Source organism: Rhizobium sp. WYCCWR 11146 (assembly GCF_013591995.1).
Lineage (GTDB): Bacteria > Pseudomonadota > Alphaproteobacteria > Rhizobiales > Rhizobiaceae > Rhizobium > Rhizobium indicum.
This window is the reverse complement of sequence record NZ_JACCEY010000019.1, coordinates 393,032-405,729: the sequence shown is the minus strand read 5'-3', so window position 1 is coordinate 405,729 and position 12,698 is coordinate 393,032. Positions and strand designations below refer to the sequence as shown.

Below are 12,698 nucleotides of genomic sequence, written 5' to 3'. Positions count from 1 at the left end.
GTTAGATAGCAGGAACCGGCATCTCGCGGTGCGTAGCCGCAACCGGCAGGCCGACCGGCACGAAACTCGCGTCACCATCTCTAGCCATGTCATGCACCGTATGTTTCTCCAGCGCCTTCGTCACCTCGTTGAGGTCGCCGTCCAGCTGTTCGGCCGGAATGAGATTGCCGATGACGAAATCGAAGCGGTCGCCGCGTTTGTTCAGCAGTTCGTGAAAGACCGTCATGTCGCGAAGCTCCGTCGACCATTTCGCCAGCCAGTAGAACAGGCCGGAATTGCGCGCCGTCATATGGACGGGAAGGATCGGCAGATTGTATTTGCGCGCCAGCCCGACAGCCGAGGTCTTCCATGGACGCTCATTCAGCCGGCCGTTCGCCCAATAGGCGATGCGGCCTGAGGGAAAGAGCACTGTCGCCTTGCCTTCCTTCACCGCATGGTTGGTTAGCTGCAGCGTTTCGCGCGCTTTCAGCTTGCTCTTATGCTCCTCCCGCCATTCGACGGGAATGATCATCTCGGCAAAGCGCGGATTGACGCGGATAGCATCGCGATTGGCAAAGAACATCATGTCCGGCCGGCGCGTTTTCAAAAGATCGAACACGGCAACGCCGTCGGCGATGCCGGTCGGATGGTTGCTGACGAGGATGAAGCCGCCGGTATCAGGAATGCGTTCGCCATTGGTGATGCCGATGTCGAGCTTCAGCACATCGCTCAGATATTCGAACGACTGGAAGCCCGGCATTTTGGCGACCGCATTGGCGAATTCGAGCGCCTTGTTATAGCGCAGCAGCGTGTAGAGGAACGGCCGCATAACCGGCCAAAGCGGATTTTTCACGATCCTCTGGCCGCGTTCAGCAATCAGCGTATCGACGATATGACCGGGCTTTCCCTGTGAAATGAGAGCGATCGCTTCCGCGAGCTGTCCGAAAGCCGTCATGGAATCGCGCCGTGCCATGAAAGATCCTGTCTATGGGGTATAAGCTATCGCAGTTGAATATGATCGAAGGATGACAAAGGCTTGGCCGGCATTATCAATTCCATAACTGTTCCTGCTCCAAATTGGCGGACTTGAAGGCAAAATCAAGGCCCGCAACGTGAACGAACTGCTTGTTATCGCCGATCAGCGCCTGATGGCGGAACGGGCCGCGTGGCTCGAAAACCTCGCCAGTGAGCGCCGTCTTTCCGAGCACACGCTCGACGCTTACGAGCGTGATACCCGCCAGTTCCTGACCTTTCTGACCGGCCATCTCGCCGGCCCGGTGACGCTTGGCGATATCAGGGAGTTGCGCTCCGCCGATTTCCGCGCCTTCCTGGCGGCCCGGCGCAAGCAGGGCTCCGGCGCTCGCTCGCTCGGCCGCAATCTCGCGGGTCTTCGTTCGCTGCTGCGCCACCTCGAAAAGAAAGGCTTGGTCAATGCCGCCGGCGCTGGCGCGGTGCGCTCGCCGAAACAACCGAAATCGCTGCCCAAGCCGCTGTCGGACACCCAGGCGATCACCGTCGTCAGCGACGACGCCCAGCTCCATGACGAACCCTGGATCGCGGCGCGCGACGCGGCGGTCATGACGCTGCTCTACGGCTGCGGCCTGCGCATCTCCGAAGCGCTGGATCTGACTCCCGCCGACCTGCAGAAGGGCGCGACGACGCTCCGCATCACCGGCAAGGGCAACAAGACGCGGCTGGTGCCGCTGCTGTCTGTGGTCTTCGATGCCGTCGAGAGATACCGAGCGCTCTGCCCATATCATCTCGAAAGCGGAGAACCGCTGTTTCGCGGCGCTCGCGGCGGCAAGCTGCAAGCGGCGATCATCCAGCGCACCATGCAGAAGATGCGCAGCGCCTTCGGTCTGCCGGAGACGGCGACACCGCATGCACTGCGCCACTCCTTCGCCACCCACCTGCTTGCCGGCGGCGGTGATCTGCGCACCATCCAGGAATTGCTCGGCCATGCCAGCCTGTCCACAACGCAGGTCTATACCGGCGTCGATGCATCGCGGCTGCTCGAGGTGTATGATCGGGCGCATCCGCGAGCGTAATGGATGTCGCCCAAAAGTGCGCAGCGGTTTTGGGGCAACGACATGCATAAACGATAGGCTTAAAGCGTATCGCATGGATGCGATTGAATGTGAGGCGCTTTAAGCTCTCGTTAAGGCATTCTCTTAAAGGAATATGCGCAAGCCGGGCGTAGAGCATGAAGCCTATAGAGCATGTGATCGGAACACCCATCATGACGACATCAATCGGCCGCCGGACGTCTTACCTCGCAGTGCCGGCCAATCTGTTGCTCTGGCTGATCGCAGCCTTTCACATGCTGCTTCTTGCCGCCCTGTTTGCCGCCTTCCTGACTGCAAGGCCGGCAGCGGCCGAAGACGTCGCCTGCACCGGCCGCAATCTGATGGTCGAGCTGCAGCAGAACGACCCTGCCCGCTACGCAGAGGCGCTGAAGGAAGCCGACGCCACGCCGAACGGCAAGGGCATCTTCTGGAAGATCGAGAAGCCGGGACTTGCACCGTCGTGGCTGCTCGGCAGCATGCATGTCACCGATCCGCGCGTGCTTGCCCTGCCGCCGCGCGCCCAGGCAGCCCACGACGCCGCCGACACGATCATCATCGAATCCGACGAGATCCTCGATGAGCGGAAGGCGACCGCCGCCCTGCTCGCAAAGCCGGAACTGACGATGTTCACCGACGGCACGACGATCGACAAGCTGCTTTCCCCCGAGGATTACACGCGTCTCGAAACCGGCCTCAAGCAGCGCGGTATCCCGATCAGCGCCGTTTCCCGGATGCGGCCCTGGATGATTTCCAGCGCCGTCGCCCTGCCGGCCTGCGAAATCGCCCGCAAGGCAAAAGGCGCGCAGTTCCTCGACCAGAAGATCGCCACCGATGCCATTGCTCAGGGCAAGCAGGTCAAGGGGCTGGAAACCCTTGCCGAACAGATCCAGGCCATGGCCGATCTGCCGGTCGAATTCCATCTGAAATCACTGATCGAAACGTTGGAACTCGGCGACAAGATGAGCGACGTCGTCGAGACGATGACCGACCTCTACCTCTCCGGCAACATCGGCATGACCATGCCGATGCTGAAAACCGTGACACCGGAGGAAGAAGGCGAAAACAGCGATTATGCCGCCTTCGAACAGCGCGTCATCCTTGACCGCAACAAGGTGATGGCTGAGCGCGCAGCGCCCATCCTCGACAGCGGCAACGTCTTCATGGCCGTCGGCGCCCTGCATCTGCCCGGCAAGGACGGTGTCATCGAACTGCTGCGCCAGCAGGGCTTCACCGTGACGGCGGTGAATTAAGGCCGCCGGCGGTCAGCCGAGCGTCATGCGGCGCAGAGCATTGCTTTTCCAATAGAACTGATGGACGAGGGCGCCGGCGACATGCGCCGCGATCAACGCCCAGACAATGATCTTCAGCACATCCGCGTGGAACGAACCGGCGGGATCGATACCGAAATAGTAGGCGGCGATGCCCGAAAGCGGCATCGCGAAGATCAGGATATAGAGGCCAGCATGGGCAAGCCTCGCTGCAAGACGGAAGATCGCCGGCTCCTGCGCGACCTCGTCCGGAACGCCCTTGGCAAAACGCAGCCCGAGCCTGAGGACGGCAAGCAGCAGGATGGCGATGCCGACATAGGCATGGATATTTGCCGACGAAATCTGCTCCAGTGTCGGTACCTGGCCTCTGCGCATCAGCCGATGCCAGATATTCATGCCGTCGGGAAACAGCAGGTTGAAGAAGATCAGCAGCGCTACGGCCCAGTGAAGAAGACGCTGGCTCAGGCTGTAACTCACGATGGACGGCTGCTGCATTTTCTGGACCTTCGCGGATGCTTGAACTCTATGATACGCAACAACTAAAACAGCCGCCTGCCTTCCGGCAAGCGGCTGTATGCTTTGTTACGGATATGTAAGATTACATATGGATCGGCTTGAAGAAGGTTGCGAGCGCAGCCTCTTTCACCGCTTCCGACATGGTCGGATGCGCGTGGCAGGTCCGGCCGAGATCTTCCGACGAACCGCCGAATTCCATCAGTACGGCGATCTCGTGGATCATCTCGCCGGCGCCGAAGCCGACGATATGGCCGCCGAGCACCCGGTCGGTTTCCTTGTCGGCAAGGATCTTGACGAAGCCGTCGGTCGCCAGCATCGCACGCGCCCGGCCGTTCGCCGTGAACGGGAACTTGCCGACCTTGTAGGCGACGCCTGCCGCCTTCAGCTCTTCCTCGGTCTTGCCGACGGAAGCGATTTCCGGCTGGGTGTAGACGACACTCGGAATGACCTCATAATTCACATGGCCATGCTGTCCGGCGAGGATTTCGGCAAGCGCCACGCCCTCGTCTTCCGCCTTGTGCGCCAGCATCGGACCCTTGACCACATCGCCGATCGCATAGATGCCGGCGACATTGGTCTTGTAGTGACCGTCGATCTCGACACGGCCGCGATTGTCGAGCGTAACACCGGCTTCTTCGAGGCCGAGGCCCGCCGTATAGGGCTTGCGGCCGGTGGCGATCAGCACGACCTCGGCGTCGAGCGTTACCTTGTCACCGCCCTTGACCGGCTCGAAGGTGACCTTGGCGCCCTTGTCACCCTTTTCGACGCCGGTGACCTTGGCGCTGAGATTGAAATCGATGCCCTGCTTGGCGAGCATGCGCTGGAACTGCTTGGAGACTTCGCCGTCCATGCCGCCAAGGATGGTGTCGAGATATTCGACGACGGTGACCTTGGCGCCGAGACGCGACCAGACCGAACCGAGTTCGAGGCCGATGACGCCGCCACCGACGACGATCAGCGTTTCCGGCACCTTCTCCAGCGCGATGCCGCCGGTGGACGAGATGATGGTCTTTTCATCGATCTCGACCTGTACGCCGGGAATGCCGGCGACGTCGGAGCCGGTGGCGATGACGATGTTCCTGCCCTCGATCTCCTGCACCTTGCCGTCATCGGCGGTGACGGAAACCTTGCCGGCCGAAACGACCTTGCCGATGCCCTGGAAGGTATCGATCTTGTTCTTCTTGAAGAGGAAGGCGACGCCGTCGACATTCGACTTCACCGTCGCATCCTTATGGGCCATCATATTGCCGAGATTGAGCGTCGGCGCCGGGACGTCGATACCGAGCGCGCTCATCCCGTGGCCGGCCTGATGGAACATTTCGGAGGCATGCAGCAGCGCCTTCGACGGAATGCAGCCGACGTTCAGGCAGGTGCCGCCATAGGTCGCCCGCTTTTCGACGACGGCGACCTTGAGGCCAAGCTGGGCCGCCTTGACGGCGCAGACATAGCCGCCCGGGCCGGTTCCGATAATGATCACATCGTAGGACATTGCTTCTTTCCCTTTGGATTTTTCGTTTAATCGGCCGCGCGCGACAAAGCGAGGCGGAAGCCGAAGCCGACGAGTGCCGCTCCGGTGATGCGGTTGAACCATTTGCCGCTGGCGATGAAGCGGTCACGGATCGCCTTGACCGTGAAGAAATAGGAGACGCCGGCAAACCAGGCAACCAGCGCCGTCGCCATGCCGATGCCGTAAGAGAACTGGATCAGCGCCGGCGTGTCGTGATGCACGAGCGTCGAAAACAGCGACAGGAAGAACAGCACCGGCTTCGGGTTCAGCGCATTGGTGATGAAGCCCATGCCGAGGCATTTCAGCATCGAGACCGGCTTGCGGTCCTCAGCCGTCACCTCGATATCCTGCACCTTGAAGCCCGGCTCGCGGAACGACTTGATGCCGAGATAAACCAGATAGGCGACGCCCGCCCATTTGATGGCGGCAAACAGCATCAGTGATTTCGACACGATCAGGCCGAGGCCGAGGATGGTGTAGCTGATGTGGAAGAGCAGGGAGAAGCCCATGCCGAGCCCGGTCATGATGGCGGCGCGTCGACCATGCACGATGCTCTGGCGCAGTATAACGGCAAAATCGGCGCCCGGCACGACGATGAAGATCGAAAAGACGGCCATCAGGCCGAGGAATTCGAGAATATATTGCATGCTGTTTTTCGCCCTGTCGATCTAGCGGCCGCCGCTCACATTGAGGATCGCGCCGGTTACATAGGAAGCCGAAGGTGACAGAAGATAGAGGATCGCATCCGCCACCTCCTCGGGCGTGCCCGCGCGCTGCATCGGGATCGACGGCGCCAGCTCGCGCGGCCGATCCGGCAAACCGCCGGAGGCATGCAGGTCGGTTTCGATGACGCCTGGCCTTATCGCATTCACGCGGATACCCTCGGCAGCGACCTCGCGTGCCAGCCCGACGGTGAACGTGTCGATCGCTGCCTTCGAAGCGGCATAATCGACATACTGCGTCGCCGAACCGAGAATCGCCGCCATCGACGAGATGTTGACGATCGCCCCGCCCTGGCCGCCATGCCGGCTCGACATGCGGCGTATGGCCTCTGCGGCGCAGAGTATCGAGCCTGTCACATTGACGCGCAGCATGCGCTCGATCCGCTCCACCGACATCTCGTCGACGCGCTGGGGATAGTCGACGATACCGGCATTGTTGACGAGCCCGTCGAGCCGGCCGAAATGCCGGTCGACTGCCGTAAACATCGAGACAATATCCGCAGCCTTGCCGACATCGCCCTGGATCGCCACGGCCTCGCCGCCATCCCCAACGACCGCCGCAACGACGGCATCCGCGGCTTGGCGGTTGGCGGCGTAGTTCACCGCGACACGCCAGCCCTGGCGCGCGGCGAGCCGTGAAGCCGCGGCGCCGATACCCCGGCTTCCGCCGGTAATGAGAACAACAGGTGCATCGCTCATGTCGCACACTCCTTAAATGTCAGCACGTCCCAGGGTGCCACCGTAGCCTTGCCCTCGCCCCAGGCGCTGGATTCGCGGATGGCAGGACCAAGGCCGGGAAGCACGAGTTTTTCAGCCGCCGCCGCACCTTCGGGCTGCAGATTGTCCATCTCGCCCTCGGCATCCATGCCATAGACGGCGCCCTGCCAGACCGTGCAGGCATTGAGATCGGCGCCGGTCGCATCACCCTCGGGACAGTTGAACATCAGGATGCCGATGGCGCGCACCGGATCTTCCGACGGCATGACATAACCTTCCATCACGACAGGTGTCTTCAGCGCGCTGACCTTGAACTGGTTGCTGGCGGCAGCCGATGGAGAATTCAGCGGTGAAAAGCGCAATTCATAGGCACCGTCGCGATCGGCGTAGACAGCCTGTTCCTGCTTGCATGCGGCACCGAAGGTGGACGCCGGAACGACAAAAAACGCGGCGGCTGCGATTGCAGCCACGCCTGTCCGTCTCGTCGTGATCCCGGTCCTTCCGCTCATTGCAGCTTCGGCTCCTTCCGCCCGTCGGCATTCTCGACAACGCTGAAATCCGTCAGCAGCACCAGCGCGCGGCCATCCCTGTCGAGCCCCCAGAAGACCGGATAGAAACCGTCGCCCCAGCCGCTCCAGAACACCGCGACATTGCCTCGTCTGCCGGCGACCGGCCGGTGCAGCGCATAGATGCCCTTGTTGGCGTCGAGGTCCGACGCCAGCACGTCGTCGTAATAGTTGACGTCGGAATCCGGTTTCTGCACCTGCACCTGGGCCTCACGCTCTCCGATCAAATCAAGCGTATCGGCATCCATGTAGCAGCCGAGGCCGGCATCGACGGGGTAGCCGAAGATCTCGCCGTCCTTCAGCGTCGCCAGGTCCTGCCCTGGCAGGACCGCAAGCTCCCAACGATCCGGCTTGCCCTCGGCAAACCGCATGCTGGCAGCGGCGATGCGCCCGAAGGCCTGGTAGAGCGTCACCGGATACTCGCCAGGCGCAACCGTTCTTGCGAGTGCCGGACGGTCGGGCTGAGCGAGGGGATCGGCTGCAACGATGCGCCCCGATGTCAGCTCGACATTGCCCATATGGATCACGCCGATCGACCGGCCGGAAAGCTCGGCATCACCAAGCGCCACCAGCTCGAAATTGCTGCTTGCCTTGGCGATATCCCAGCCGGCAGCCGATGCGGCGACCGGGACATGCGCGGCGGCAGCGCAAAGAAGAAGACGCGCCGCTCGCATGATCCGGTTCCGCATCGAAAGCGCTCCCTTAGAGATCGAGAACCAGACGTTCAGGATCTTCCAGGCTTTCCTTGACGCGCACGAGGAAGGTGACCGCTTCCTTGCCGTCGACCATGCGGTGATCATAGGACAGCGCCAGATACATCATCGGGCGGATGACGACCTGACCGCCGATCGCAACCGGCCGCTCCTGGATCTTGTGCATGCCGAGAATGCCGGACTGCGGTGCGTTGAGGATCGGCGAAGACATCAGCGAACCGTAGACGCCGCCATTGGTGATGGTGAAAGTGCCGCCCTGCATGTCGGCCATAGAGAGCGAGCCATCACGGGCTGCCTTGGCAAGACGGCCGAGCTCCTTCTCAATTTCGGCGATCGACATCTGGTCGGCGTCGCGGATGACGGGAACGACGAGGCCTTTGTCCGTGCCGACGGCCATGCCGACATGGCAGTAGTTCTTGTAGATGACGTCAGTGCCGTCAATTTCGGCGTTGACGGCCGGCAATTCCTTCAGCGCATGCGTCACCGCCTTGGTGAAGAAGCCCATGAAGCCGAGCTTGACGCCGTGCTTCTTCTCGAAAATGTCCTTGTACTTGTTGCGCAGGTCCATGACCGCCTTCATGTCCACCTCGTTGTAGGTGGTCAGCATGGCGGCGGTGTTCTGCGCATCCTTGAGGCGCTTGGCGATCGTCTGGCGCAGGCGCGTCATCTTCACGCGCTCTTCGCGCGAGGCATCCTCGACCGTCGACGGGCCGCGCGCGGCGGCAGGCGTCGCCGCAGGTGCGGCCGCCGGAGCGGAAATGCCCTTGGCGACGGCGGCGATGACATCGCCCTTCAGCACCTGGCCGCGCTTGCCGCTACCGTCGACCTGATCGGCGGAAAGGTTGTTTTCGGCAAGCATCTTCGAAGCCGCAGGCGCCGGCGGCATGGTGGAGACGGAGGCGCTCGATGACGACGCAGCGGCGGCGGCAACCGCCGGCTGGGCCGGAGCAGCAGCGGCCGGCTGGGCGGGAGCCGGAGCAGCAGGAGCGGCAGCCGGCGCGGCGGCAGCGGCGGCACCTTCGGCGATCTGGCCGAGCAGCGCGCCGAGGCCGACGGTCTCGCCGGCGGCAACGACGATTTCCGAAAGCGTGCCGGAGGCGGGTGCTGGAACTTCGATGGTCACCTTGTCGGTTTCAAGCTCGAGAATCGGCTCGTCGGCCTTGATGGCGTCGCCGACCTTCTTGAACCAGGTGCCGACGGTTGCCTCGCTGACGGATTCACCGAGAGTTGGAACGCGGATTTCTGTGGCCATTGTTCAGATCCTGATTTCGTGTGTTTTCGTTTATGCGTTTCAGACGGCGGGCGGCCGCGAGATGATCGAGGGCATCGGCAGGATATCGAAGCGGAAACCGAAACCGGAAGCGATGATCGGATCGCCGTCGGCAAGAAGCTGCGCCGCCGCCTGATCCTCGACCTCGACGATCGCCATGCCCCAGGCGCCTTCACCCTCGAAGACGGGGCCGACGATGATCGCCGATCCCGCAAGAGCGTTCCGATGCCAGTATTCGGCATGGCGTTTCATCGCCGCCATTTCCTCCCCGGTCCCGTCATGCGGGAAAGTGGGGCGCGGCGGCTGCAGTCTCAGAAAGAAATAAGCCATTGCGCCCCCTTGTTTTAACCGCCCAATGCATCCTCGAGGAATGCGGCGAGCTGCGACAGATGCTTGGACATCAGGCCCGTCGCCGGCGAGGCGGCGGCCGGACGGCCGGTATAACGGACGCGCTGGTACTTCGCGTCGATATGGGCGAGCACCCATTCGAGGAAGGGGTCGATGAACGACCATGCGCCCATGTTCTTCGGCTCTTCCTGGCACCAGACCATCTCGGCATTGCGGAAGCGCGACAGCTCGTTGATCAGCGCCTTTGCCGGGAACGGATAGAGCTGTTCGACACGTAAGAGATAGATGTCGTCGATGCCGCGCTTTTCACGCTCTTCGAGGAGATCGTAATAGACCTTGCCGGAGCACATGACGACGCGGCGGATCTTGTTGTCCTTTTGCAGCTTGATCGGGCCGTCCTTGATCACCTCGGCATCGTCCCAGAGAAGGCGATGGAAGGCGGATTCGCCGGCCATTTCGGCAAGCGTCGAGACCGCCCGCTTGTGGCGCAGCAGCGACTTCGGCGTCATCAGGATCAGCGGCTTGCGGAAGTCGCGCTTCAGCTGCCGGCGCAGGATGTGGAAGTAGTTCGCCGGCGTCGTCACGTTGGCGACCTGCATGTTGTCTTCGGCGCAAAGCTGCAGGAAACGCTCGAGGCGGGCCGAGGAATGTTCCGGACCCTGACCTTCATAGCCATGCGGCAGCAGGCAGACGAGGCCCGACATGCGCAGCCACTTGCGTTCGCCCGACGAGATGAACTGGTCGAAGACCACCTGCGCGCCGTTGGCGAAATCGCCGAACTGCGCTTCCCAGAGCGTCAGCGCATTCGGGCGGGCAAGCGAATAGCCGTATTCGAAACCGAGCACGGCCTCTTCCGAAAGCATCGAATTGATGACTTCGTAGCGCCCCTGCGTCGGCGAAAGATTGGCGAGCGGGATGTAGCGTTCTTCGGTTTCCTGATCATAGAGAACCGAGTGGCGCTGCGAGAAGGTGCCGCGTTCGCAATCCTGGCCGGAGAGGCGGATCTTGCTGCCTTCGACGCAGAGCGCGCCGAAGGAGAGCGCTTCGGCCATCGCCCAGTCGATACCCTCGCCGGTGGTGATCATATTGGCGCGGTTTTCCATGAAGCGCTGGATCGTCCGGTGCGCATTGAAGCCCGCCGGGATCTCGGACAGCTTGCGGCCGATCTCCTTCAGCGTCTTCATCGGCACAGCGGTCTTGCCGCGGCGCTGCTCGTCGGCATTGTCGGCCGTGCGCAGGCCCGACCACTCGCCGTCCAGCCAATCGGCCTTGTTCGGCTTGTACTGCTGGCCGGCTTCGAACTCCTGCTCGAGGTGGAGGCGCCAATCGGCCTTCATCTTCTCGACCTCACCTTCGGTGAGCAGGCCCTCGGCGACGAGACGGGCCGCGTAGAGCTGCAGCACGGTCTTGTGGGCGCGGATCACCTTGTACATCTTCGGCTGCGTGAAGGACGGTTCGTCGCCTTCATTGTGGCCGTAGCGGCGATAGCAGAACAGGTCGAGCACCACAGGCTTGTGGAACTTCATACGGAATTCGGTGGCGATCTTCGCCCCATAGACCACCGCTTCCGGATCGTCGCCGTTGACGTGCAGGATCGGCGCCTCGATCATCTTGGCGACGTCGGACGGATAGGGCGACGAGCGCGAGAAGGCCGGGTTCGTGGTGAAGCCGATCTGGTTGTTGATGATCACATGCATGGTGCCGGCGACACGATGGCCGCGCAGACCGGAAAGGCCGAGGATTTCGGCAATGACACCCTGGCCGGCAAAGGCCGCGTCGCCGTGGATCAGCAGCGGCAGAACCTTGGCGCGTTCGGAAAGCGGGATGATGTCACCGTCCCAGACCGTGGCATTCATGTCCTGCTTGGCGCGGGCCTTGCCCATGACGACAGGATCGACGATTTCGAGATGCGACGGGTTCGCCGTCAGCGAAACGTGGATCTTATTGCCGTCGAATTCGCGGTCTGAGGAAGCGCCGAGATGGTACTTGACGTCACCCGAGCCCTCGACCTCGTCGGGAGCGGCCGAGCCGCCCTTGAACTCGTGGAAGATCGCCCGGTGCGGCTTGCCCATGACCTGGGAGAGCACGTTCAGGCGGCCGCGATGGGCCATGCCGAACAGGGCCTCCTTGAGGCCGAGCTGGCTGCCACGCTTGAGGATCTGTTCCAGCGCCGGGATCAGCGATTCGCCGCCGTCGAGGCCGAAACGCTTCGTGCCCTTGAACTTGACGTCGAGGAACTGCTCGTAGCCTTCGGCTTCGACGAGCTTGGCAAGGATCGCCTTCTTGCCTTCCGGCGTGAAGGCCACACCCTTGTCCGGTCCTTCGATGCGCTCCTGGATCCAGGCCTTCTCTTCAGGATTGGAGATATGCATGAATTCGACGCCGAGCGTCGAGCAATAGGTGCGCTCGAGGATTTCGATCATCTCGCGGATGGTCGCGTATTCCAGGCCGAGCACGTTGTCGATGAAGATCTTGCGGTCGTAATCGGCAGCCGTGAAGCCGTAATTCTCCGCCGAGAGCTCGTGATAGTCGTCAACGGGAGCGGCGATGCCGAGCGGGTCGAGCTTGGCGTGCAGGTGGCCGCGCATGCGGTAGGCGCGGATCATCATGATGGCGCGCACGGAATCGCGCGTCGCCTGCAGCACCTCGGTGCTGTCAGCAGGCTTGCCGTGAGCTTCGGCCTTGGCCTTGACCTTGGTCTCGATCACCTTCTCGACGATGCCCCAGTCGCCATCGAGAGCCGATACCAGATCGCCGCTTGCCTGAAGCGGCCAGTTCTTCTTGCGCCAGGAAGCGCCCTTGGCCGCCCTTTTCACATCGCTGGGATCCTCCTCCAGCGCCTTGAAGAAGGACCGCCACTGATCGTCGACCGATGCGGGATCTTCTTCGTACCGCGCGTAGAGCTGCTCGATATAGGCAGCGTTGGCGCCATCCAGAAACGAGGTGATCTGAAACTGCTCGTTGGCTTCTTGCCGTGCCATGGTGATATGCGGACGCTTCCGTCCGCCTCCTGACTTTGATGAATT

At 62.1% G+C, this 12,698-nt stretch carries 12 protein-coding genes; 2 read left to right on the top strand and 10 right to left on the bottom strand.

Translation table 11 applies throughout. The features are described from left to right. Position 1 precedes the first annotated feature (1 nt). Positions 2 to 952, bottom strand: a complete 951-nt coding sequence (locus tag HX899_RS15135; RefSeq protein ID WP_171600170.1) for a GNAT family N-acetyltransferase — start codon at positions 950 to 952, stop codon at positions 2 to 4. Between the two features lie 139 nt (positions 953 to 1,091). Between HX899_RS15135 and HX899_RS15130 the strand changes: the two genes are divergently transcribed. Both HX899_RS15130 and HX899_RS15125 read left to right on the top strand, forming a co-directional pair. Then, positions 1,092 to 2,027 (top strand): tyrosine recombinase XerC, encoded by a 936-nt coding sequence (locus HX899_RS15130; RefSeq protein ID WP_171600171.1) that lies wholly within the window; start codon positions 1,092 to 1,094, stop codon positions 2,025 to 2,027. A 191-nt stretch (positions 2,028 to 2,218) separates the two neighbouring features. Continuing rightward, on the top strand, positions 2,219 to 3,295 hold the full coding sequence (locus HX899_RS15125; protein WP_171600172.1) for a TraB/GumN family protein: 1,077 nt from the start codon (positions 2,219 to 2,221) through the stop codon (positions 3,293 to 3,295). Between the two features lie 12 nt (positions 3,296 to 3,307). Here the strand turns inward: HX899_RS15125 and HX899_RS15120 are convergent, their stop codons facing one another. The 9 genes from HX899_RS15120 to HX899_RS15080 form a co-directional block, all read right to left on the bottom strand. Continuing rightward, positions 3,308 to 3,808: a cytochrome b gene (locus HX899_RS15120; protein ID WP_181292758.1), complete on the bottom strand. Its 501-nt coding sequence runs from the start codon at positions 3,806 to 3,808 to the stop codon at positions 3,308 to 3,310. A 103-nt stretch (positions 3,809 to 3,911) separates the two neighbouring features. Continuing rightward, positions 3,912 to 5,318, bottom strand: coding sequence for a dihydrolipoyl dehydrogenase (gene lpdA / locus HX899_RS15115; protein ID WP_171600174.1), 1,407 nt, complete (start codon positions 5,316 to 5,318; stop codon positions 3,912 to 3,914). Positions 5,319 to 5,344: 26 nt separating this feature from the next. Then, the gene (locus tag HX899_RS15110) at positions 5,345 to 5,983 is read right to left on the bottom strand and encodes a LysE family translocator (RefSeq protein WP_138331765.1); all 639 of its coding nucleotides are present in this window, start codon (positions 5,981 to 5,983) and stop codon (positions 5,345 to 5,347) included. Positions 5,984 to 6,004: 21 nt separating this feature from the next. Next, positions 6,005 to 6,757, bottom strand: a complete 753-nt coding sequence (locus HX899_RS15105) for an SDR family oxidoreductase (protein ID WP_171600175.1) — start codon at positions 6,755 to 6,757, stop codon at positions 6,005 to 6,007. Next, positions 6,754 to 7,284 carry a hypothetical protein gene (locus HX899_RS15100; RefSeq protein ID WP_180194818.1) on the bottom strand — a complete coding sequence of 177 codons (531 nt, stop codon included), beginning with the start codon at positions 7,282 to 7,284 and terminating at the stop codon, positions 6,754 to 6,756. Before HX899_RS15100 ends, HX899_RS15105 begins: the two co-directional genes overlap by 4 nt. Next, positions 7,281 to 8,030 (bottom strand): DUF4241 domain-containing protein, encoded by a 750-nt coding sequence (locus HX899_RS15095; RefSeq protein WP_171600177.1) that lies wholly within the window; start codon positions 8,028 to 8,030, stop codon positions 7,281 to 7,283. The genes HX899_RS15100 and HX899_RS15095 overlap by 4 nt, the downstream gene beginning before the upstream one ends. 13 nt (positions 8,031 to 8,043) lie before the next feature. Next, positions 8,044 to 9,306 carry a 2-oxoglutarate dehydrogenase complex dihydrolipoyllysine-residue succinyltransferase gene (gene odhB / locus HX899_RS15090; RefSeq protein WP_171600178.1) on the bottom strand — a complete coding sequence of 421 codons (1,263 nt, stop codon included), beginning with the start codon at positions 9,304 to 9,306 and terminating at the stop codon, positions 8,044 to 8,046. Positions 9,307 to 9,345: 39 nt separating this feature from the next. Then, positions 9,346 to 9,654 carry a YciI family protein gene (locus tag HX899_RS15085; RefSeq protein WP_033181816.1) on the bottom strand — a complete coding sequence of 103 codons (309 nt, stop codon included), beginning with the start codon at positions 9,652 to 9,654 and terminating at the stop codon, positions 9,346 to 9,348. A gap of 14 nt (positions 9,655 to 9,668) precedes the next feature. Further along, on the bottom strand, positions 9,669 to 12,653 hold the full coding sequence (locus HX899_RS15080) for a 2-oxoglutarate dehydrogenase E1 component (protein WP_181292757.1): 2,985 nt from the start codon (positions 12,651 to 12,653) through the stop codon (positions 9,669 to 9,671). Between the last annotated feature and the right edge of the window lie 45 nt (positions 12,654 to 12,698).